Origin of the sequence: Solwaraspora sp. WMMD792 (assembly GCF_029626105.1) — a bacterium.
Lineage (GTDB): Bacteria > Actinomycetota > Actinomycetes > Mycobacteriales > Micromonosporaceae > Micromonospora_E.
In genome coordinates this window covers 6,006,227-6,028,424 of sequence record NZ_JARUBH010000009.1, presented here as the reverse complement: position 1 = coordinate 6,028,424, position 22,198 = coordinate 6,006,227, and the positions used below count along the sequence as shown (strand labels likewise).

The following is a 22,198-nucleotide window of genomic DNA, read 5'->3' as shown; positions in this document are numbered from 1 at the left end:
GCACACCAGACCTGGATTTACATAGACCTTCGTCAATTTCTAGGGACTTCGGCCGGCGGGTCGACGGTCAGGACTGCGGCCGGTTCGGCCCTTCGGCGGCGATCGACACGTTCGAACCAGCTCAGCAGCGGCGTGGTCATCAACGTCGTCACCAGGGCGACCAGTACCAACGCGGTGAACATCGTAGAGTTGACGACACCGGTGGACAAGCCGATGTTGAGCGCGATGAGCTGCATCAGGCCACGGGCGTTCATCAACGCGCCGACCCGCAACGCCACGCCGCTCGGCTCGCCCCTGAGCCGGGCCGCCAACCAGCATGATCCGAACTTGCCCAGGATCGCGACCGCCACGCAGGCCAGCGCGAACAGCAGCACCGACGGATCACCGAGCAGGCCGAACTCGGTGTGCAGGCCCGAATAGGTGAAGAACAACGGCAGGAAGACGGTCTGACACACCGGGACCAGCGTCTCCACCACCCGGTCGGTCCGCGGATCGTGCGGCATCACCGCACCGAGCGCGAACGCGCCGAAGACGGCGTACAGCCCGATCTCGTCGGTGTACCACGCCACCGCGAACAACAGCGTCACGACGGCCAGCAGCCGGGACTGGTCACCGAGCCGGCCGTCGCGCATCAGCGCCGCCGCCGTCCGGGCCCCGAACTGCCAGAGCAGCAGCCCGAACAGCACCGCCCCGCCGACGGTGACCAGCGCCGGACCGGGCCGACCGGTGGCCACGGCGAGGACCACGGCAAGCAGTATCCAGGCCACCACATCGTCGATCGCGCCACTGGCCAGGGCCAGCGAACCGTGCCGGGTGCCGGCCTGCCCGCGTTCCGTGACGATCCGGGCGAGCATCGGAAACGCGGTCACCGCCAGGGTGACGCCGACGAACGCCGCCGTCACCCCGGTCGGGACCCCGTCGGCGAGCACCGGCACACGTCCGGCGGTGGCGAACACCAGCAGCGCACCCAGCGCCAACGGTGCCAGCACCCCGGCGGCCGAGACCGCGCCGGCGGTGCCGGCCAGGTCGGCCACCCGGTGGGTGGTGAACGCGTACCCGACCTGGAACATGAACATCACCAGGCCGATCTGCCCGACGACGTACAGCACCGGATGCAGCTGTTCCGGGAACAGCGCCCGCTGGGCGGTCGGGGCGAGCAGCCCGAGCAACGACGGCCCGAGCAGGACCCCGGCGAGCATCTCGCTCACCACGGCCGGCTGGCCGACCCTGCCGAGCAGCCAGGCGACCGTCCGGCAGCAGAGCAGGATGACAGCCACGGCGATGAAGAACCGTGGCGCCAGATCGACCGTACTCATCGGCCCTCCAGCGAAGTTTCGGCAGCGTCAGCGCCCGGCCTGGTCGAAGTGGTTCGCGCACAGCCGCAGCCGTCGCGCGTGGAGCACCATCACACTGCCCAGCACCAGCTGGACCAGGCTTCGCCAGACGTCGGCCCACCGGTCCTCGGTGCGCATCAGCCACAGCCGCAGCCGCCCGACCTCGCCCGAACCGGCCGGGATCAGGAAACACGGACCCCGGCTGGGCAACGACCGGTCGTGGCGTACCGAGGAGACCAGCGCGTACCGGCGCAGCACCTCGCGGGTCGCCGCGCGCATCATCACCGGCGCGACGCCGCGCGCCGGGCAGGCCCGGTTCGCGGTGACGCCGAACGGGACGAAGTGCGCCTCCCGCCGGGACAGCCGCAACCAACGGTCCGGGTCGAAGTCGTCGTCGGCGGCCGGTCCGGTGCGCTGGAAGGCCAGATAGTTGAACAGCAGCACCGAGCCGGCCGGCAGGGTGGTGCCGGCATCCACCTCGATCGGTGCCGAGGTGATCCGGTGCGCCACCCCGAACAGTGGATGCACCCGCAACGTCTCGTCGATCACCCGGTCGAGCAGCTCGTCGGCGGCCTCCGCCGGCCCGTCCAACGCCCGGCGCACCGCGAGCTGCGTCGGCGGATGCTGAGCGACGGCCAGCAGCAGATGCGCCATCGCCTCGGACATCTGCACGACCGCCGTGGTGAAGAACGCACCGTGCAGGTACCAGGCGGTCTCCTGGGCGGTGAACGGCTCCGGCAGCACGACCGGGGCGGTCCCCGCGTCGACGCGGGCCCGCAGATAGCGGGTCAACCGGTTCCGCCGGCCCAGGTGCCGCAGCCCACTGCACTTCAGCGCGGACGACACGTCGGCGGCGTTCGCGACGATCAGCGCCCGCGCGTCCGGCGGGCACGCCTCACCGAAAACCAGCTCGTAGTAGACCTCGGCCCAGATCGGCAGCATCATGTCGCGTAGCCGCACCAGGCTGGTCCGCTCGGGCGGCAGCCGGTCCAGCTGCCGGCAGGCGGCTGCGGCGGCTAACTCCGTCGACCGTCGCTGCGACACGGCCAGCACCCGCCGGGTGGTCCGGGCCACGGTGCGGTAGCGCTCACCCGGCTCGAGGTGCTCCTGGTGCATGTGCGGCCCCGGAGACAACCAGTACCAGAACAGATCGGACAGGCCCGCGCCCCGGCTGCGTCCGTCCGCCGCCGGATGGGCGTACACCCGCTCGAAGTGCTCCGCGCCGACCAGCGGGCCGGGCACCGCGATCCCTTCACCACCGTTCACCCGGGCGAACACCCACTGTCGCAGGCCGATCACCGCCGGCGGCAGCCAGCGGGGCAGCGTCCACACCAGGACCGCCGCCGCCACGAGGGCAAGCAGCACGAGTACGCCGGACCCGGTCATCGGCGTACCCCCACCGGCCACGCTCGGCCGCCCACCGCCGGGGTGACCAGGTCCGGGGTGATCGCGGCCGGAGAGTCCGCTCCGGCAAGCGCCATCGCCCGGTCCAGGTCGGCCCGCAGCAGCTCCAGGACCTGGCGTACGCCCAGCTCACCGCCGGCGGCCAGGCCCCACAGCACCGGCCGGCCGACGCCGACGGCGACCGCGCCCAACGCCAACGCGGTGAGCACGTCGGTGCCGCGCCGTACCCCGCCGTCGAGCAGCACCGGGAGGCGGCCCGCGACCGCGTCGACGACGGCGGGCAGCGCGTCGACGCTGGCCGGTACGCCGTCGAGCTGCCGCCCGCCGTGGTTGGACACCAGCACGGCGTCGACCCCGTGTTCGACGGCCAGCGCGGCGTCGGCGGGGTGCAGGACGCCTTTGAGTACGAGCGGCAGCCGAGTGGTTTGCCGCAGCCAGTCGATCCGCCGCCAGTCCAGGGCGGCGTCCATCGTGATCGTCCGGATCTCGCCGGTCACCGGATCGCGCATGTTTTCGCAGCACAGCCCGTCGGGCAGGTCCAGGAAGCCGTGCCGTAGGTCCCGTTCGCGCCGGCCGAACACCGGCGAGTCGACAGTGACCACCAGCGCACCGCAGCCGGCCGCCTCCGCGCGCCGGATCACCGACTCGGTGAACGCCAGATCCGGCTGCGGATAGAGCTGGAACCACAACTTCGGCGGCCGGGGCGGGCCGCTGGCCGGCGCCGGCTCGGGCGCCACCGTGGCGGCGGCGGCCGCGATGGTCTCCACCGGGGTGGTGGCGGCCATGCTCACCACCATGATCGTGCCGGCCGCCGCGATCGCGCGGGCACAACCCGCCTCCCCGTCCGGGTGGGCGAGCCGGTGAAAGGCGGTCGGCGAGGCCAGCACGGGCATCGAGACCGTCTCGCCGAACAGCTCCACCCGCAGATCACGGGCGCCGACGCCGCGCAGCACCCGGGGCAGTACCCGGTAGGCGTCGAAGGCGGCTTCGTTGTCGCGTACGGTCCGTTCGTCGCCGGCACCGCCGGCGAAGAAGTCGTCGTGCGCCGGGTCGAGCTGGCGACGGGCCGCCGCCCGCAGGTCGGCCAGGTTCACCGGGGCGGCGACGCTGGGCAGCGTGGTCCCGTTCATCCGCGTACGGGGGCCAGGCAACGGTCCAGGAAGGCGACCAGCGGCGCCCGGTGCACGTCCGGCCGGTCCCACCGGTTCTCCAGGTTCTCCGCCAGGTGGTGGACGTCGGTCACGACGCCGTCGCGGTAGAGCCGGACCACCGGATGCAGGTACGCGGCGTCGTGCGCCTGGCCGGCCGAGTCCTGGGCGATCCGGTTGATCGACACGTCGAACGGGTCCACCTGATCGTGCTCGGGCCCGTACTCCAAGGTGACCGCGAAGGCGTGGGTCGGCTCGTGGCCGGGCGCGGACAGCCCGTTGCCCACCAGGTAGTCGACCGGCACCTCCTCGTGGTAGCGGACATCCGACCCGGCCACGGTCAGCACGTCGGCGAGCACCCCGAACAGTTGCCACAGCGCGGAGGTGCGGTTGACCCGGGCGATGATGGCGTCGGCCAGCGCGGCCGGGTCGGCGTCGAGCTTCTCCGCCGGCCAGGCCTCACCGTGGTAACGCCGCCGCAGGATCCGGTGCAGCGCGCGGACGCCGTACCGGAAGCCGTGGATGAATCCGCTGGTCGACTTCTTGAAGTCGCGTTGCTGGGTGAGCGTGCCGGCGAAGAACAGGTCCGGCACGTTCACCGATTCCCACTCGGCGGTCTGGGCCGGGAACCGGTCCTTGATCGTCAGCGCCGGACGGGTGTCCGCAGCGAAGATCGACGGGTCGAACTGGAAGCCGGTGCAGACCAGCACCCGGTCGTAGGGCAGCTCCTTGACGACCTCGTCGGCCCGGCTGAAACTGAACCGCACCCGGTAGCCGGCCGCGTCGCGGACGATGCTTCGCACCTCACCGTCCAGGATGGCGTTGGCCGACTTCAACTGGTACGTGTCGAGGAAGTTGTTGTTCACCGCGCGCAGGTGCCCCACGTAGTGGGTGCGCCACGCCATCCGGATCGAACTCGGCCCGGCCACGTGGATCAACGCTGTGGTCTCCAGCAGGTTGTCGGCCGTCTCGAACGCCGAGTTGCCCTTGCCGATGATCAACACCCGTTGGTCGAGGAAGTCCTTTGGGTCGACCGGCATGTCGCCGTACCCTTCGGCGAGCTCGATGCCGGGCACCGGCGGAACGTACGGCTGGGACACCCCGGTCGCCACCACGACGCGGCGCGCCCGGTGCACCGTGCCCGACCCGTCGGTGACCTCGAAGCCACCGGCCGGGTCGCGGGCCACCCGGGTCACCCGGCATTCGTACTGCACCCGAACGCCGGTCGTGGCGGCGAAGTCGGCCAGGTAGCGCACCATCAGGTCGGCATCCGGGAAGTACCGTTCGGTGTACCGGGTGAACAGCAGGTCCGGGTCGTCGCTGAGCAGCGAATTCCAGTCCAGCCGCAGGTTCAGCTCGGGGTCGGTGGAGCCGGTGTGTGGCTTGTTGATCGAGATCAACTGGCGGTGCCGCGGGTAACGCTCGAAGAAGGCGCCCGGTGCGCCGGCGGCCTCCAGCACCAGGTAGGACGCTTGTCCGGACTGTTCGAAGTGCGACGCGAGCTGGAGCCCGGCCGGGCCCGCCCCGATGATCAGATAGTCGAGCATCGCTTGATTCACCGCCTGACGCTACGAAGGACAATTACCGAGGTTCCGCTGCCTGCCGGTCAGGTCCGGCGTCTGTCGATCCACCGCCGGCCGCCTCGTCGACGTGGTCGAGCAGGTCGGCTGCCCGGCGTACGTCCTGGTCGAGCGGGCGGTCCGGATCGATCGCCGGCACCACCTCGACCAGCTGGTCGAGCAGCTGAGCGCAGCCCGGTGCGGTCGGCCGACGCGCCCCCACGTGCACCGCCTGGCGCAGCCCGACCGCCAGCGAACCGCAGATCAGCCGCAGCAGCCGCGCCTGGTCCACCGCGCGCAGCGCGGCCTGGGTGCCGAACGGCACGACGTCCTGGTTGTGCAGGTTGGTGGGCAGACTCTGCGAACTGACCGGCGCGACTTCCCGGCGCAGCTGCGCGACCAGCGCGGTCGCCGCCAGCTGCGCACCCTGCAGCCCGTGCTGCTGGCCGGGGCCGGCGGCGAGCATCGGCGGCAGACCACCGTTGCGGGCCGGATCGACCAGCAGATCCAGTTGCCGCTCGACCAGGTTGCCGACCTGGGCGGTGACCATCGCCAGCACGTCGGCGGCGAACGCGGCTGGCTGGCCGAAGAAGTTCCCGCCGTGCAGCACCAGATCGTCGTCCGGAAAGAACAGCGGGTTGTCGCTGACCCCGGCCAGGTCCGCCGCCAACACCGTGTCCGCGTAGCGCAACGCGCCCTCGGCCGCGCCGAGCAGTTGCGGACCGCACCGGATGCTGTACGCCTCCTGCAGCGGCCGGCTGCCCGACGGCCGCGCCCCGGCCAGCAGCCCACGCATCCGCGCCGCCACCTCGACCGCGCCCGGATGGCCGTACGCCGCGATCAGTCGCGGGTGCAGGAACTGGTGCGTGTCGCAGCCGAGCACGTCGGCGAGCAGCGCGGCCAGCCGCTGCGCCGACCGGTGCGCCACCCGGACGTCGTGCAGCGCGGTCCCGAGCGCGGCCGTCGTCACCGACGTGCCGTTCACCAAGGCCAGCGCGTCCCGTCCGTCGAGTGTCAACGGCCGCAGCCCGGCCCGCCGGAGCGCCTCGGCCGCCGGTAGCCGCTCACCGTCGAGGTAGGCGTGGCCCTGACCGCGCAGCGACTGGGTGGCGTACGCCAGCGGGATCAGGTCACCGCTGGCCCCGACCGACCCGAACCGGGGCATCGCCGGAGCGAACGTGGTCGCGAGCATGGCGACCAGTGCGTCGACCACGTGTGGTGACACGCCGGAGGCACCCTGGGCCAACGACCACACCCGGACGAGCATCGCGGCCCGGGCCACCGCCGGGTCGATGTCCGGGCCCTGACCGGCACCGAGGTGCGCCAGGGTGTTGTCGGCCTGGTCGGCGTCGTTGTCCCGGCCGGCGAAGCCGACCAGGGCGCCGAAGCCGGTAGTCGCGCCGTAGACGGTCCGGTCGCCGTCGAGCACGCCACGCAGATACGAACGGCAACCCTGCACCCGGCCGCGTACCGCCGCAGTGACCTCGATGTGCACTGCGGCAGCCACGCGCCGTAGGTCGGCCGGGTGCAGGGGGCCGATCAGATCGATTGCATCGATCTCGGTCACCGTATTGCTGGTCACCTCGCCGACCGTAACCACGGAATCTCAGAACACTCTCAGCCCGACCACCCCGGACCCAGCCCATCGGGTCTGATGAATCTCTGAATACCCACCGCTAGCGTCGCGCCATGGCACACGACTATCTGATCATCGGTGCCGGGCCCGCGGGACTTCAGCTCGCCGCCCTGATGCACCGCGACGGCCACGACTACGCGGTCCTCGAGGCCGGGGCCGCCCCCGGCACGTTCTTCACCCGCTATCCCCGGCACCGGCAACTGATCTCCATCAACAAGGTGCACACCGGCTACGACGACGCCGAACTTCGGCTGCGGATGGACTGGAACTCGCTGCTCAGCGACGATCCGGAGCTGCTGTTCACCCGGTACAGCAAGCGGTACTTCCCGGCAGCCGACGACCTGGTCCGCTACCTGGCCGACTTCGCCAGCGCCACCGGGGTACGGGTCGAGTACCAGACCCGGGTGATGCGGATCGGTCGCGACGGCGACGGGTTCGCCGTACTCGACGAACACGGCCGGACCTGGCACGCCCGCCGGGTGATCGTCGCGACCGGAGTGTCGCAGCTGTACGTCCCGCCGATCCCCGGCATCGAGACGGCAGAACGTTACGACACCGTCAGCGTCGACCCGACCGACTTCACCGGCCAGCGCGTCATGATCATCGGTAAGGGCAACTCCGGATTCGAGACCGCCGACGCGCTGATGGAAACGGCGGCCGTCATCCACGTCGCCGGTCCCCGCTCCGTCCGGTTCGCCTGGCAGACGCATTACGTCGGCCACCTGCGGGCGGTCAACAACAACTTCCTCGACAGTTACCAGCTGAAGTCGCAGAACGCGGTGCTCGACGGCACGATCGAGCGCATCACCCGCGACGCCGACGGCCGCTACCTGGTCCGGTTCCGCTACGCCCGGACGGTCGAAGCCATCCGGGAGATCCGGTACGACCGGGTGATCGCCTGCACCGGGTTCCGGTTCGACGCCGGCATCTTCGACGACACGTGCCGGCCCCGGCTGGTCATCAACGACCGGTTCCCCGAGCAGACGTCCGCCTTCGAGTCGACCACCGTGCCCGACCTGTACTTCACCGGCACGCTCACCCAGCAACGCGACTTCAAGACGTCGACCAGCGGATTCATCCACGGCTTCCGGTACGGGGTACGGGCGTTGTACCGCATCCTCGGCGCCCGGTACCACGGCACCGGCTGGCCGACCACCAAACTCGACGCCACCCCGGAGGCAATCACCGACGCACTCGTCGCCCGGGTCAACCGGTCGTCGGCGCTGTGGCAGCAGTTCGGCGTGCTCGCCGACGTGGTAACCGTCGGACCGGACGGCTCGGCGTACCACCACGAGGAGGTGCCGCTGGCGTACCTGGCCGACGGTGGGCTCGGTGCCAGCCTGCCTGCCTTCGCCGTCACCCTGGAGTACGGGGCGAACCACGACTCGGTCGACCCGTTCGACGTGTCGGTGCCCCGGGTCGCGGAAAACGACGCCGCCGCCGCCCACGACGCCACCTACCTGCACCCGGTGGTGCGGTTCCACAGCGGCGGCCAGGTACGCGCGGTGCACCACCTCGCCGAGAATCTGGAGAACGAGTGGGACCTGGCGAGCGTGCATCAACAGCCGCTGGCCGTGTTCGTGAAGGAGTGCCTCACCGATGTCGGCAGTTGAGCCGGCCGAGCTGCCCGGTCCGGCCGAGCTGCCTGGTCCGGCCGGGCCGGCCCCGGTGTACCCGCAGCCGATCCTGGACCTACTGGCGGCTGCCGCCGACCGGACGGTGTTCGAGCATGGTGCGCGCGCCGTCACCGGGGCCGAACTCCTGGACGCCGTCGGGCGGATCAGCACCGGTCTGCGCGCGGCGGGGATCGGGCCGGGTGACGGGGTGGCGATGGCGCTCGGCGTCTCGCCGGAGGCGTTCGCCGCCATGATCGCCGCTCAGGTGGTCGGCGCCCGGGTCGCCGGGGTGCGACCTGGGCTGACACCGGGGCAGTTGCGCCACGTCCTCACCGGTGGCGGCACGGTGCCGGCCAACCGGGCGGTGGTGGTCGACCGGTCCACGGCGACCGACGGGCTACGGGTCGCAGCCGACGGACTCGACCTGCACGCCGTCGGCCCGTTGGGCGGATCCGCCGGCTCGACCGGGGTTCGCGACCTGCTCGCCGGACCGCCGTCAGCGGCCGCGCTGGACTGCGCCGGCCGTCCGGGGGACGGCGGGCGGATCATCTACACCAGCGGCAGCACCGGCAACCCGAAGGGCTGCCTCCAGACGTACGCCGCGCTCGGTGCGGGCTGGGCGGCGCGTCCCGACCGGTGGCCGGCAGCCGTCCGCGACCTGGCCGCCAGGCTGGACCGCTTCCTGGTCTTCGGATCGCTGAGCAGCCAGGTGATGATGGAGTACACGGTGCTGACCCTGGCCGCCGGCGGCACTGCCGTGATCGCCGAACCCACCGGCGGCCCGGAACCGTTCCTGCCTCACGCGATCGCCCGGCTGCGGGCGACCGCCAGCGTGATCACCGTGCCCCGGCTGCATCAGCTGGTTGCCGGCCAGCGGACCGGTCCGGTCGACCTGGGTTCGTTGCGCGCCCTGCTGGTCTCCGGTTCCCCGTTGGAACCCGGCCGGTTGGCCCAGGCTGTGTCGGTGCTGGGGCCGGTCGTCTACCACGGGTACGGCCAGACCGAGGCCGGCCTGATCGCCATGCTGACCCCCGCCGAGATGACTGCGGTGCCGGCCCGGCTGGCCAGCGTCGGCCGGCCGCCCGACCCGGTCGACACACAGATCCGCGACGACGCCGGCAACCAGGTCCCGGCAGGCGGCACCGGCGAACTGTTCGTCCGTACCCCGGGCCAGGCCGCCGGCTACTGGGCCGACCCGGCCGAGACGGCGGCCGTGTTCGTCGACGGCTGGGTGCGGACCCGCGATCTCGCCCGCTTCGACGCCGACGGCTACCTGTACCTGCTCGGCCGGATCCGTGACGTGATCATCGTCGACGCCAACATCCAGTACGCCGGCCCGATCGAACGGGTCCTGGCCGGTCATCCCGGCGTGGCCGAGGCATACGTCGTCGGAATGCCCGACGAGCACAGCGGGGAGGCCGTGCACGCGTTCGTCGTACCAGCTACCGCCGAGCGGCCGGACCCAGCGGAGTTGGGCGAGCTGGTGGCCGACCGGCTCGGCCAGGCCAGCCGGCCCCGTACCGTCACCTTCATCGACGTGGTGCCGGTCGGGCCGAGCGGCAAGCCGGACAAGCGGCAGCTCCGGCCGGGCGGCGGCTGAGCAGCCGGGCCGCAGGCGCGGTCGCGGCGGTGCCGGCTCAGGTCAGCCCCGGTCGCGGCGGTGCCGGCCGGTCTCGCCGGACGTTCCGGCGGTACGCCGCTTCAGCCCGAGCATGGTGCCGATCTGCGCGCCGACGATGCTCGCCGCGGTGATCACCGCGGTCACCGCGAGCGGACGGTTCAGGTTCTGCTCGGGGCCGGAGCGGCCGGCGGAGACGCCGCCGCCGAGGTTGCCGGTCGCCTCGTTGTCCACCTGCCAGGCGGGGCGGTCGGCGTCCGACGGTACGTCGACGGGCGGCGGGGTCTGCGGGGCCGCCGGCTGCTCCGGCGTCGGCTGCGACGGGGTGGGCTGCGACGGGGTGGGCGTCACCGCCGGGGTGACGACCGTGCCGGTGGCGTGCGGCCGTACACCGGTGTCCGTCGCCTCGGCAGGCAACCGCAGCAGCTGTCCGGCCCGGATCCGGTCCGGGTCGCTGATCTCGTTGAGGTCGGCCAGCTCCTGGTAGTCACTGAACCCGCCGAGATAGCGGTCGGCGATGTGGCCGAGGTAGTCACCCTTGGCGACCCGGTACACGGCCGGCTCCGCCGCCTCGTCCGGCTGATCGGTCGGTGCTGTGTCGCCGCTCTCCGGGCCGGTGGGTGCCGACGCGAGCGTGTGCAACGCCGCCGGCGAGACCAGCGGGGCCGGCGAGCCTGCGGCGGCCGGTGCCGCCGCGGCGGACCGCCCGGAGGCACCGACGAGCTGGTTCGGCGTCGCCTGCTGGCCGGCGGGCGCGGCAAGCTCAGGGGCGCTGCCGAACCCGGTGCCCACCACCGCCGCCGAGGTCGCCTCGACCGGCCCCGGTGCGGCGTACGCCGCCGCCGGACCGGCTACCAGGATCAGCGAGATCGCTCCGACCAGCGCGGCGGCGACCCGCTGCTGACGGCCCATGCCGGGCAGTTTCGGGGCCGGCCGGCGCAGCAGTCGGGCCGGCACCTCCACCAGCACCGACAGCAGAAACGTCGCCCAGCCCAGCCAGCCGACCACCGCCAACACCCGGATGAAGAGCTGCCCGTCGTCGCGGCTGGTCAGCGCGGTGCCGATCTCGTCGACGCTGGGCAGGTGGTCGGGCAGCGGGTTGCCGGCGAACGCGATCAGCGCGACCGGTGCGCCGGCGAGCAGGATCAACAGGACGGTCAGCGCACCCAGGCCGGTGAGGACCTGCCCGAGCCGCCGGACGGGGGAAACGCGGGTCGCGCGCATGGTGCCGCTCCTCTCGAGGGGTCGGCTTCCCGTCACGGGTCGGTCCGGAGCACGGCGGTGGCCTGCCCGGTCACCGGGATCCCCGGCGGGAAACCGAAGAGGCTGAGCATGGTGGTCTCGTAGGTCATGTCGACGGTCACCGTCAGCTGCTGCTGATCCGGGGCGACCTCGACCGTGTACCCGGTCACCCCGGGCATGTCGTCGAAGTAGTGGTCGACCGCGACGGTGGCCGCCGGGACGTCGATGAACTGGCCCTCCCCGCTGACCGCCAGACCGATGTCGATCTGCTGCCCGCCGGTGCGGGCCGCCTCAGCGGCCAGGTTGTCCGCCCGTTGCTTGGTGCGGTACTTGCCGGCGGCGTCCACGGTGATCCCCAGGACGGTGGCCACGGCCAGGAAGGCCACGGCGAGGAAGACACTGACCCGCCCCGCGTCGCGGTGACCGGACACGTCGCGGGTTCCACCAAGCTGCTGGCGGTTGACGCCCGGCCGCTCGCGGCTCATCCCCGCCCCCGGTAGCGGTCCAGCGGGGAACGGAAGTCGGCGCTGAGCAGCCGGTCCTGCGCCACCCAGGGCAGCCCCAGGTCGCCGAACTGGACCGTGCAGCTGACCCGGACGTGGATCAGCGCGGTGGTGCTGCCGGGCGCGGTGGCGAACGCCTTGGTCAGGGTGTCCACCCCGTTCGGGGCGAAGTCGGCGGCCGGCTCCCCGGCGCAGGCGATGCCCTCCCAGTCGAGGCGCTGCTGCGCGGCGTACTCGGCGTTGGTCTGCGCCTCGGTCACCGACCGGGAGATGGACGCGGCGCGGGCGGCGTCATGCGCCGCCGCGTCCAGGGCGTTGCGGGCCAGCACGGTCCGCCCGGTCACCCAGGCGACGACGACGAGCAGCAGGAACGCCGGGGTGAGGATGGCCACCTCCACCGAGACGGAGCCCCGGTCGCGGCCCTGGTCACGGCCCCGGCCGCAGCCCGCATGGCGTCGCCGCACGATCAGCCTCCCGCGACCTGCTCGAACCGCTCGATCTCGCCGTTGGCGGTCTCGCTGACGGTGAAAGTCACACCCGGTATCAGGGACAGCGCCTTGCCGCTGACGGTGTACGACACGTACCGCCCGTCCGGGCCGACCGACGGCTCCGGCAGCGGGTCCGGGTCGAGCCAGTCGCCGGCGTCGGCGAGGAACGCGGCGGCGCGTTGCGCACCCACCCCGGTGTCGGCGTTGCCGCTGCCCAACGCGTCGTAGCCGCGTTCGGCGGTGACCGCCTGCTGGGCGGCGCTCAACGCCACGGTACGGGCCAGGAACAGCGCGGCGACCTGGATCGAGGCGAACAGCAGCAGCAGGATCGCCGGCAGCAGGATCGCCAACTCGACCGGCGCCGCGCCCCGGTCCCGGGCAGGCCGGGCCACCGGGGTGGGAGCGGGCCGGGCCACCGGGGTGGGGGCGGGCCGGGCCACCGGGGTGGGGATGGTCCGGCCCGCCCGGCCGGCGAAGTGACGGCACATGTCGCCGATCAATCGCCGCCGCCCGGGAAGTTGCCCGAGTCCGGCAGGTCGCTCGACGGGTCCGGGTTGGCGTTCATGAAGTCGAACGCCAGGTTCGACGCCCAGGCGAGGACGGCGATCGCGACGAGCGCCAGCCCGACGATGATCACCGCGGTGGGGACCGGGCTGTCGCCCCGGTCCCGTTCGGCGGCGCCGCGCAGCTCGCCGATCCGGTCGGCCACCGCGAGGTAGAGGCGGGTGAATATCTGCATGGTGAGTGTCCTTTCGGGGGTCTGCCCGGCGGCCGCCGGGCGGTCATATCCGGGCGGTCAGATCCGGGCCAGGAAGGGATATAGGACGAAGCCGATCAGGACGAAAACCAGGAACGCTCCCGGGATGTCGAGCCGGCCGGTGACCGCCTCCGCCCGAGCCAGGTTGTCGGTCCTGATCTGGTCGCGCAACGAGTCGGCGCGGCTACGCAACGTCTCGTGCACCTGGGCACCTTCGGTGCCCGACGACTGCATGATCGATCCGACGTCACCGAGTTCCGGCACGCCGATCTGGTCAGACAGGTCCCGCAACTCGTCCCAGGGCGAATGCATCTGCAGCTGGGCCAGCCGCAGCGCCTCCCGGATCCGTTCGAAGACCCACCCGTCACACACCTTCGCCGCCCGCTCCAACGCCTGTACCGGCCCGTGCGCCGCGGACAGCTGCAATGCGACGAGGTCCAGATAGGTGCAGACCGCCCGGCTGAACTCCCGCCGGGCCTGCCGGGCCTTGCTGACCACGTCCTGGTGGGCGATCAGCGCGGCCGCCGCCGCCAGCACCAGGCCGGCGGCCACTGGTACGGCGACCGGCAGGTCGATGCCGACCACGCCAAGCGCCATGCCCAGCACCGGCGGCGCGACCAGCCCGATCAACGCCGACAACAGCAGCGACAGGGCGTACTGCTCCGGGGTCCGGCCGAGCAGGGCGAGTTCCTTGTGCGGTGGCCGCAGCCACCGGACCACGCCGGTCAGCCAGGCCAGATCGCTGTCTACGGCGACCACACCCGGCCGGCCCTGGGTGTGGTGCAGCCGGCGCAGCGCCGGCCCGAGCGCCGGCGTGGCCGGGCTGGTCTCCCGCAGCAGCAGGAAGACCCCGAGGCCGACCAGCGCTCCACTGACCACCGCGACGGTCAACTGCCAGTTGAGGATCATGACAGCACCTCGTCCGGGTCCGGGGCGGCGAGGAACCGGGCCGGTCGGGGCGGGATGCTCATCTGCCGCACCCAGACGAGCAGCGCGACGAACAGGCCGCCCAGCGAGACCATCACCAGTTGGCCGGTCGGCGTGCCGTACGGCGCCATGTAGTCCGGGTTGACCAGCCCGTACCCGAGGACCAGCAGGGTCATCACGGTCAGGAACCGCACCGCGAACCGGGGCTGGGTGCGTTTGGCCTCCACCTCGCGGCGAGTGGCGACCTCGGCGGCGGCCGCGTTCGCGATCGACCCCAGGACGTCACCGAGCCGCTCGCCCCGGTCGGTGAGGTGCAGGATCAACGCCGCCACCACCTGGTCGCAGACCGGGTCGCCGATCTCGTCAGCGAACGCCAGCAGCGCGGTCCGGCCCAGCCAGCCGGCCTGTAGCCGGGACGCCAAATCCCGTACCTCCGGGTTGATCTGCTCAGGGGCGGTGCTGACCGTGCCGATGATCGCCTGCTGCAGACCCTGGCCGGTGCCGGAGACATCCTTGAGTCGGCGGGTCCACTCGCCGACGGCTTCGATCCGGGCGATCGCCCGCCGCTCCGCCTTGCCGACGTTGAACAGCCACGGCGCCCCCGGCACGGCGACCGCGACCAGGATGCCGGCCACCGGCAGGCCGGTGACCAGGAAGGCGAACGCGCCGACCAGCCCGGCGCCGACCAGCAGCGCCTGATGTTGGCGCTGCTCGCTGCGGCTGGTGCCGGAGCCCAGCCAGAGCCGGCGCACCAGCAGCCCGGCCCGCGACGGTGGCCCGGGTGGCCGGCTGGTGCCGATCAGCGCGACGACGGCGAGGACCAGTCCGCCGACGCAGGCGGCGCCAGCTACGACCGCGATGACCTCGATGTTGGCGGGCAGGTTCACCGGTGCCCCCGCAGGACGGTGTGCCGTGGCCGACGCCAGGCGCCGACACCCGCCTCGATGTAGCGGGACAACATCCGGGCGTCGTAGCCGACCCGCAGCAGCTGCTCCCGGATCCGTTCCGGCAGGTGCCGGGGGACCGCCCGGCCGTCCGGGCCGGGGCCGAAGACGGTGGTGGTGGCGATCCGACCGCCCTCACCGACCCCGATCACCTCCTCGACGTGCGAGACGAACCGGTGCTTGCGCCCGCCGATGCCGGTCTCGTCCTCGACGGTGACGTAGACGATCAGGTCGAGGGCGTTGCCGGCCATCCGGCGGGCCTGGTCGACGGTCATCTCCCGGCCGTGCGACAGGGCCAGCTCGACGATCCGCTCGCCGACCCCGGACGGGGTACGGGCGTGAATGGTGCACATCGAGCCGCGGCTGGTGGTCATCGCCTGCAGCATCGGCACGATCTCCCGGGACCGGACCTCACCGACGATGATCCGCAGTACGCCCATCCGCAGCGAGACCGGGATCAGGTCGGCGATGCTCACCTCACCGGCCGGTCGGCCGTCGAAACCGCGTTCGCCGTGGCCCTCCCGTGCCTCGAAGCTCATCACCGCCCGGTGCCGTTCGGTACGCCGGGCCGGCAGCAGTTCGCGGCTCTCCTCCAGCAGCACGTACGGCTCGTCGGGCGGGATCTCGTCCATCAACGCCCGGATGATGGTGGTTTTTCCGGCCCCGGCCAGCCCGGCGACCATGATGTTCAGCCCGGCCCGCATCGACGCCCGCAGGAAGTCGCGGACCAGTACGTCGATCATCTCGTCCAGGTCGGGCCGGCCGCCGGCCACGTCGTCGAGGCTGATGTCCAGGGTGTTGTGCTTGCGGATCACCGCGTACGGGCGGTGGCTGACCAGGTAGACGGCGGCCAGCCGGCTGCCGTCGGGCAGTTGCAGGTCCAGCGTCGGCTTCGAGGTGGACAGCGACCGTTCGGTGGCCCCGGCCCGGCGGGCGGCCGCCTGCAGGATCTCCACCAGTTCGTCGTCGCTGTCGGCGATCGGGGCGTGCCAGTCCACCTGCCCGTTGCGCCGGGTGATCCGCACCTGGTCGCAGCCGAGGATGTGGACCTCTTCGATGGTGTCGTCGACCAGCAGGGTCTGCAGCCGGCCGAGCCCGACGAGTTCGGCGGTGACCTGGTCGAGCAGCACCCGTTCCTCGTACGCGGTCAGCGGGGTGCCGGCCCGGCGGACCTGGTCGGCGTACTCGGCGACGACCGCGACGGCGATCCGGGCCCGCTCGACGTCCTCCTCGTCGATGGTGAACTCGCGACCCCGCTGCCAGCGGGTGAGCCGGGTGCTGAGCTCCCGGCGCAGCTCGCGGACCAGCGCGAAGTCGGTACGCGGCCGGGCCAGCGCACCGGTGCCGGTGGTGTCGGGGGTGATCGGCGGCGTGGTGGCTGGCGCCAGCGCGGTCGGCGGCGCGGTGACGGGTGGCGGGGCGGGGCGCGGCTGGGTTACGGAAGGCGGGGCGGTCGGCGGCGGGGTCACCGGGGGCAGGGTGGCCGGGGCGGCACCGGGCTGGATGCCGGGCCGGGGTGCGCCCGTGGGCCGGGCGGTGGGTGGCGCGGCCCACGCCGGACCGGACACCGGCGGGGCCGACACCGGCGGAGCCGACATCGGTGGACCGGGCTGCCGTGACCCGGGCGGTGGTGGGTTCGGCGGCGGGCTGGGCGGCGCGTTGCCCGCCGGTGCCGCGCTGACCGGGACGACCAGCGGCCAACTGTGCCGTGCGCTGTGGCCGTGCTGTGCGGGACGCAGCGGCACGCCGCTGTGCCGGGTCGCGGCGGGCGGTACGGCGTCACCGGGGGCGGCCTCGCCCGGGATGCCGTTCGGACCGAGCGGCGGGGTGATCGAGGTGAGCGGGTCCGGCCGGTCCCGGGCCGGCCGCTGCGGCCGGCCGGCGGTGTTGTCGGACTCGTCGCGGGGATCGCTCAGCACTGGCTCAAATCGCATTCGGCACCCCTTCCGGCGCGGGCCACCGCAACCGGGCCTGGCGCCGCTCGATCAGCGATCGGACCGGGACCTCCAACGCACCGGCCGCCCGCAGCAGCGGCCGGTTGAGCTTGACCGTGCCGCCGTGGCTGAGCACCTCGGCGGTACGGGGGTCGGCCGGCAACCGGGAGATCACCGGCAGCTGCAGCGCCTTGCTGATCTCGGCGCGGCTGTGCCCGTCACCGACCAGCAGCAGCCGCAGCGAGCCGGGCGGCACCCGGTGCTCGGCGAAGTCCCGCTCGATGGCGGTCACCGCCGCCCGGGCGCTGGACAGGTCGGGCAGGTGCGCGGCGGCCACCACCAGGACGATCGTCGCCGCCCGCAGGATCGGCCACGGTGGATTCGCGACGTAGAATCGACCACAGTCGACGATCACGTCGTACGGTGGACGGCCATGTTCGAGACCGACGAAGAAGTCGGCGAACCGTTGCCACAGCGGGGTGACGCTGCCGATCTGCGTCGGGTCGACCACGCCGGGCAGCAGCAGCCGCTCCCGGCGGGGGGCGTCCAGGTCGACCAGCTGGCTCCAGAAGGCCTCCTCCAGGTTGCCGTCGCGCAACTCGCTGACCGCCAGTTCCCCGATGCCCCGCGGGCCCTCCAGGGCACCGCCGAGGTAGCCGGCCATCAACGTCCCGCCGGCCGGATCGCACTCGGCGAGCACCACCCGGTGATGCCAGGAGAGCGTGCAGGCGAGCGCGCTGGTGGTGACGCCGGGGGAACCCTTGGCGGAGACGAGCGCGACGATGGCCATCCGTCAGGCCGCCGGGGCCAGCACGACCGCGATCCGGTCCTCGGCGGCGAGCACCACCACCGCCGGCACGTCCCGCGAGGCGAGCGCCAGGTAGGCGATGACCCCGCTGCGGTCGTCGGCGGCCACGTCGATCACGGTCGCGTCGAACCGGGTGACCGCGTTCTCACTGGCGTTACGCGTCGGGGTGCCGACGAGGATCAGCTTGTCGCCGGGGTTCAGCCGCCGGGCCGGCACCTGGTCGGCCCGCAGTCCGAGGGCGATCTGCTGCTGGTCCGGCCCGATCATCGGCTCGTTGGTCAACTGCGCCGGGGTGAGCAGGCTGCCGGGCACCAGGGCGACCGCGGCCCGCAGCCCGACGACCTGGTCGAGCTGGCTGGCCGGCACCGGCTTGATCGCCTGCCCGCCGGCCACCTGCACGGTCACCAGGTCGTCGGCGGACAGGACCGTACCGACCGACACGTCCCGGGCGACGGCCAGGTAGGAGCCGGTGGCCCGGACCGAGGTGACCGCGAAGGCGGACCCGAGCCCGCCGAGGGCGATCAGCAGCACGGCCAGCCCGAGCAGGCCGGGCCGGACCCGTCGCTGCCGGACGATCTTCGGCGGGGTGACCGGGGCGTCGACGCCGCCCTGGCCGGTACGTGTCGTCGCCACGGTCATCGCCGTACCACCTGCAGTTCGTCGATCTCGATCTCGATGGGGTCGCTGCTGATCTGCGGGCTGGCGAAGATGTCCTGTTCCACATCATTGATGAACCAGGTGACGTCCCAACTGACCGTGGCGGTGATCCGGTAGCTGCCCGGCGTCGAGTAGCCGTTGTCGTAGCCGCAGCCGGGGTTCCAGGGGTTGTCGACCGCCGGGTCGTATGCGTCGAAGACCTCGTCCCGTTCGCAGCTGAAACTGTCGCCGTTGCCCATGTTGAAGGTGATCTCGTCGACCTCGGCCAGCACCCGGACGCTGACGTCGCGGTCCGCCTCGTCCTCATCAAGCGGTCCCCAGACGGCGTTGGACTCTTCGGACCACACCCAGACCGGCAGACCGACCAGGCCGGGCTTGTCCGGGTCGGGCGCGGTGTGGATGACCGGCTTCTCGAATTGGATCCGGGCGTACGCACGGCGACGCAGCTCGTACGGGTCCGGTGGCGCCTCGTAGCCCGACGGCGGGTCGTCCAGCCACCTGACGATTTCTGAGACCTGCCCGGCGACGCAACTGACGTTGTACGCGACCTGCCCCGGCTCGCCGCCCGGCGGCTGCGGTTCGGCCCGCATGTAGTAGCACTCGTCCTCGCGGTTGAACCAGCCGACGATGTCGTCGTAGCAGGGCAACTCGACGCCGTCGCGGTAGCATGGGCCGGCACCGCCGTCACCGCCGTTGTTGCCGCCGCCGTTGTTGCCGCCGCCGCCGTCGTGGCCGGGGCCGCCGGGCTGCTCGACCCAACCTTCGCATTCGGCCTGGGTGACGCCGCCGCAGCCGCCACCGGACGACTGTGCGGCAGCCGGCCCGGCGGCGGCCAGCCCGGCAGCGGCCAGCAGAGCGACTGCGGCCAGCCCGACGAACATACGGCGGCTGGCGGCAGCGACGCCGGTCAGCATGGCTGGTCCCGGTGTGCGACACCCCGGCTGATCAGCCAGCGACCGTCGTCGTAGCGGGTCGCGGTGGCGGTGGCCAGGTAACGACCCACCTCGGTGCCGGGAACGACCGTGTCGGTGTCGTTGGCGTAGACCATCCGGTAATTCGTGGCGTCCAGGCAGTCCTGGATCTCCACCGCCATCGGCACCGAATCCAGATTGATGTCGGTTATCGTGGGTTCGGAGGTTAGTGAGCCGATACGCACGGCGCCGTGCTCCTTCGCGTCTCGAATGCTCAGCCTGACCCGGGTCAGGAGTGGGTCGCCGAGATACTTCTTCAACTCGGGGTGATGGGGGTCGGCCGCGTGTTCGGCCTTCTCGGCGGCGGCGAGGTAGCCGTTGTACGCGGCGAGCGCGGCTTCGGCGGCCTCGGCGGCGGCCGGGTCGTCGGTCGCCGCCGGTACGCGCAGTGGTGGCAGGGTGGCGGACTGCTCGCTGGCGCAGCCGGCGAGTGCGGCAGCCGCGAGCACCGACGCGGCCAGCATTACCGCTGGCCAGGGGCGCTGACTTGGCCTCACGTCCGTCCTCCTCGGTGCCCGCCGGGCCGGCCAGGGTGGCGCAGGGCGACAAGCACTATTGCCAACATCGATGTGTTGGGGTGTTGCCGTACTGTCCGCTGGAATGATCCAGTGCTGCCTCCGGCTGGTCCGGCCAGGTGTCGACCGACGCATTTCCGCCGGTCGGTCGGATGTTTCCCGGCGGTAGTGCATCGCTCAAGGGGGGAGCATAGGCTGACGCCCGCGACAGCAACAGGGGCAATTCAGAACAATACTCAGGGTTACGATCTTCGAGTCCGGTCCCGATGGAGGGCGGTGCGATGCCCGGTCATTCCGATCACCGCCCTAAGACGCATCCGAGTACGTCTGTCAAGTGGGCGGCGGTGATCGAAAACCGACAGTCGCCATCGCGAATTGCCAGCCTGCGCCGGATTCTGTCCCATTTGGAAGTCGACGGTCGGCGCGACCACTGCCAGCCGGTGAGCCGACCACGGTGCGAGCCGAAACCGGTCGACCGGACTCCGCCAGGCCGGTCGACACCGAAAGTAAGCGATCATGAAAACACGGACCGTGATCGGCGTCGCGGACGCCGGGAGAGGGCGCAGGGATGATCACCGGTAACGAGCGCCCGATCGGGACCGAGCCGGCACCGGCCCCCGCCCGGCGACAGCCCAGTCAGGCCGGCAGGCTGCTCGGCGTACTGCTGGTGCTGCCCGTGCTGCGCCGAGCCGTCGCCGTCCACTCGGTGGCACCCGGCGAACCGTGGCGGACCGGCTGTCCACGGTGCGGCACGCCGTTCGGCGCGGCCGGCCCGGCGGGGTCGTTTTCCCCGCTGGCGTCGGTGTCCCCGCTGGCCAGATGCGGCGGCTGCGGTGCCCGGGTCGGCCCGCCGCCGTTCGCCGTCGAGGCGGTCGCCGTCGCGGCGCTGGCGGCGTTGGTCTCCGCCGGCCTTCCCTGGCCGGTGGTTCTGGCGCTGATCTGGTGGGCGGCCTGGATGGTCCCGCTGGTCTTCGTCGATCTCGCGGTGCACCGGCTGCCGGACCGGCTCACCTACCCGGCCGCCGCCGGGACCTGGGCGCTGTTCGGTGCGGCGGTGCTGCTGGGTGAGCCGTCAGCGGCCTGGCTGCGGGCGGTCATCGCCGGTACGGGCGTCGCGGCGCTGTTCGCCGCCACCACCCTGGCGTTCGGCGCCAGGGGGTTCGGGCTGGGCGACGCCAAGCTGGCGCTCAGCGTCGGCGCGGTGCTCGGCTGGTTCGGTTGGCCGATGGTGCTGCTCGGGCTGCTGGTCGCCTTCGTCGGCTCGGGCGGTGTGGCGGTGGTCCTGCTGGCCGCCCGGCGGATCCGGTGGACCCAGCAGTTGCCGTTCGGGCCGTTCCTGGTGCTCGGAGCCGTCGTCGGGGTGCTGCTGGCCAGTCGACTGCCGGCGGCCTGAGCGTCCGTCGCCCCCAGATGCGTCACAGATGCCTCGGAAGCACCCGGGCTCCGTGTCGTGCCGACGGGTTTCAGAGGCGGCGGATGACCAGCCCTGGCTTGACGTCCGAGGCAGCCGACAGGTGCGCGATGTCCTCCGGGTCGCTGGTGAAGACGATCGCGCCGTAGGCGAGCGCGATGGTGACCACGCTGGCGTCGACCACGTCACGCGTACCGGCCTTCCCGCACAACACCCCGGCCGATTTGGCCAGTTCCAGACCGACTGGAACGATTTCGCAGCTGCTCAGGAACCGTCCGAGCTGGACCTGCCGGCGGGTATCTCGCCAGGCCTGGCCGACCACGACGGAAGGGACGAGCAGACGTCGCCCTTCCTCGACGGCCAGATGGTGTATCGCCCAGATCCGTCGGTCATTGCTGTCGGTCGCCAGCAGCACCCCTGTGTCGTAGACGTAGGGGATGGTCACGCGGCGGTCCGTCCGGGCGCGCTGAGCGCCTGGGCGTCGGCGGCAGCCATCTCCGCACGTGCCGCAGCAATCTCTTCTACGGTGAACGCACCGTGCTCGGCCTGCCAGTCGGCGACCAGCCGCCGCCCGACCCGCCGCCGGAGCTCACTTTCCGCAGCGCTCGCCACCAGCCGCGACAAGGGGACGCCATCCTCGCGAGCAGCCTCGCCGAGCGCTTCGACCAGTTCCTCGGGGAGGGTCACAGTCACCTTCTTCGCCGCCACACATACACCATACAGCGA

General features: G+C 72.2%; 22 protein-coding genes. 3 read left to right on the top strand and 19 right to left on the bottom strand.

Annotated features, from left to right (window positions below; all coding sequences use genetic code 11):
• Positions 1-32: 32 nt before the first annotated feature.
• Genes O7629_RS28025 through O7629_RS28005 form a run of 5 tightly spaced genes read right to left on the bottom strand, consistent with a single transcriptional unit; the run spans position 33 to position 7,027 of the window.
• Positions 33-1,316, bottom strand: coding sequence for a cation:proton antiporter (locus O7629_RS28025; RefSeq protein WP_278172988.1), 1,284 nt, complete (start codon positions 1,314-1,316; stop codon positions 33-35).
• A gap of 27 nt (positions 1,317-1,343) precedes the next feature.
• Positions 1,344-2,720 carry a cytochrome P450 gene (locus tag O7629_RS28020; protein WP_278172987.1) on the bottom strand — a complete coding sequence of 459 codons (1,377 nt, stop codon included), beginning with the start codon at positions 2,718-2,720 and terminating at the stop codon, positions 1,344-1,346.
• Positions 2,717-3,868: an alpha-hydroxy acid oxidase gene (locus O7629_RS28015; RefSeq protein ID WP_278172986.1), complete on the bottom strand. Its 1,152-nt coding sequence runs from the start codon at positions 3,866-3,868 to the stop codon at positions 2,717-2,719. Before O7629_RS28015 ends, O7629_RS28020 begins: the two co-directional genes overlap by 4 nt.
• Positions 3,865-5,445 carry an FAD-dependent oxidoreductase gene (locus O7629_RS28010; RefSeq protein ID WP_278172985.1) on the bottom strand — a complete coding sequence of 527 codons (1,581 nt, stop codon included), beginning with the start codon at positions 5,443-5,445 and terminating at the stop codon, positions 3,865-3,867. Before O7629_RS28010 ends, O7629_RS28015 begins: the two co-directional genes overlap by 4 nt.
• A 22-nt stretch (positions 5,446-5,467) precedes the next feature.
• Positions 5,468-7,027 carry an aromatic amino acid ammonia-lyase gene (locus O7629_RS28005; protein WP_278172983.1) on the bottom strand — a complete coding sequence of 520 codons (1,560 nt, stop codon included), beginning with the start codon at positions 7,025-7,027 and terminating at the stop codon, positions 5,468-5,470.
• A gap of 107 nt (positions 7,028-7,134) precedes the next feature.
• On the opposite strand from O7629_RS28005, the gene O7629_RS28000 reads away from it, so the two are divergent.
• Positions 7,135-8,694, top strand: coding sequence for an NAD(P)-binding domain-containing protein (locus tag O7629_RS28000; protein WP_278172981.1), 1,560 nt, complete (start codon positions 7,135-7,137; stop codon positions 8,692-8,694).
• On the top strand, positions 8,681-10,297 hold the full coding sequence (locus O7629_RS27995) for an AMP-binding protein (protein ID WP_278172980.1): 1,617 nt from the start codon (positions 8,681-8,683) through the stop codon (positions 10,295-10,297). Before O7629_RS28000 ends, O7629_RS27995 begins: the two co-directional genes overlap by 14 nt.
• Before the next feature lie 42 nt (positions 10,298-10,339).
• Here O7629_RS27995 and O7629_RS27990 read toward each other — a convergent pair whose 3' ends face one another.
• The 12 genes from O7629_RS27990 to O7629_RS27935 all read right to left on the bottom strand — a co-directional run bounded on the left by O7629_RS27990 (position 10,340) and on the right by O7629_RS27935 (position 20,010).
• A complete protein-coding gene (locus tag O7629_RS27990) occupies positions 10,340-11,539 on the bottom strand; it encodes a LysM domain-containing protein (protein ID WP_278172978.1) in 1,200 nt (399 codons plus the stop codon).
• A gap of 32 nt (positions 11,540-11,571) precedes the next feature.
• Entirely contained in the window at positions 11,572-12,042 is a 471-nt protein-coding gene (locus O7629_RS27985; RefSeq protein ID WP_278172977.1) for a pilus assembly protein TadG-related protein, read from the bottom strand.
• Positions 12,039-12,524, bottom strand: coding sequence for a TadE/TadG family type IV pilus assembly protein (locus O7629_RS27980; protein WP_278172976.1), 486 nt, complete (start codon positions 12,522-12,524; stop codon positions 12,039-12,041). The genes O7629_RS27985 and O7629_RS27980 overlap by 4 nt, the downstream gene beginning before the upstream one ends.
• A 2-nt stretch (positions 12,525-12,526) precedes the next feature.
• On the bottom strand, positions 12,527-13,036 hold the full coding sequence (locus O7629_RS27975; RefSeq protein ID WP_278172975.1) for a TadE/TadG family type IV pilus assembly protein: 510 nt from the start codon (positions 13,034-13,036) through the stop codon (positions 12,527-12,529).
• An 8-nt stretch (positions 13,037-13,044) separates the two neighbouring features.
• A complete protein-coding gene (locus tag O7629_RS27970; protein ID WP_278172974.1) occupies positions 13,045-13,287 on the bottom strand; it encodes a hypothetical protein in 243 nt (80 codons plus the stop codon).
• A 57-nt stretch (positions 13,288-13,344) separates the two neighbouring features.
• Complete coding sequence (locus tag O7629_RS27965) at positions 13,345-14,211, bottom strand: type II secretion system F family protein (RefSeq protein WP_278174708.1); 867 nt, start codon at positions 14,209-14,211, stop codon at positions 13,345-13,347.
• A complete protein-coding gene (locus tag O7629_RS27960; protein ID WP_278172973.1) occupies positions 14,211-15,119 on the bottom strand; it encodes a type II secretion system F family protein in 909 nt (302 codons plus the stop codon). The genes O7629_RS27965 and O7629_RS27960 overlap by 1 nt, the downstream gene beginning before the upstream one ends.
• Positions 15,116-16,564, bottom strand: coding sequence for a CpaF/VirB11 family protein (locus tag O7629_RS27955; protein WP_347403739.1), 1,449 nt, complete (start codon positions 16,562-16,564; stop codon positions 15,116-15,118). Before O7629_RS27955 ends, O7629_RS27960 begins: the two co-directional genes overlap by 4 nt.
• A gap of 535 nt (positions 16,565-17,099) precedes the next feature.
• Positions 17,100-17,900: a ParA family protein gene (locus tag O7629_RS27950; protein ID WP_278172971.1), complete on the bottom strand. Its 801-nt coding sequence runs from the start codon at positions 17,898-17,900 to the stop codon at positions 17,100-17,102.
• A 3-nt stretch (positions 17,901-17,903) separates the two neighbouring features.
• A complete protein-coding gene (locus tag O7629_RS27945; RefSeq protein ID WP_278172969.1) occupies positions 17,904-18,557 on the bottom strand; it encodes an SAF domain-containing protein in 654 nt (217 codons plus the stop codon).
• Positions 18,554-19,489, bottom strand: a complete 936-nt coding sequence (locus O7629_RS27940) for a hypothetical protein (protein ID WP_278172967.1) — start codon at positions 19,487-19,489, stop codon at positions 18,554-18,556. The genes O7629_RS27945 and O7629_RS27940 overlap by 4 nt, the downstream gene beginning before the upstream one ends.
• Positions 19,483-20,010, bottom strand: coding sequence for a hypothetical protein (locus O7629_RS27935; protein WP_278174707.1), 528 nt, complete (start codon positions 20,008-20,010; stop codon positions 19,483-19,485). Before O7629_RS27935 ends, O7629_RS27940 begins: the two co-directional genes overlap by 7 nt.
• Positions 20,011-20,629: 619 nt before the next feature.
• Between O7629_RS27935 and O7629_RS27930 the strand changes: the two genes are divergently transcribed.
• The gene (locus O7629_RS27930; protein ID WP_278172965.1) at positions 20,630-21,454 is read left to right on the top strand and encodes an A24 family peptidase; all 825 of its coding nucleotides are present in this window, start codon (positions 20,630-20,632) and stop codon (positions 21,452-21,454) included.
• Between the two features lie 70 nt (positions 21,455-21,524).
• On the opposite strand, the gene O7629_RS27925 is transcribed toward O7629_RS27930, so the two are convergent.
• Together O7629_RS27925 and O7629_RS27920 are read right to left on the bottom strand one after the other, a co-directional pair.
• Entirely contained in the window at positions 21,525-21,917 is a 393-nt protein-coding gene (locus O7629_RS27925) for a PIN domain-containing protein (protein WP_347403699.1), read from the bottom strand.
• Positions 21,914-22,180, bottom strand: a complete 267-nt coding sequence (locus tag O7629_RS27920; RefSeq protein ID WP_278172962.1) for a YlcI/YnfO family protein — start codon at positions 22,178-22,180, stop codon at positions 21,914-21,916. Before O7629_RS27920 ends, O7629_RS27925 begins: the two co-directional genes overlap by 4 nt.
• Between the last annotated feature and the right edge of the window lie 18 nt (positions 22,181-22,198).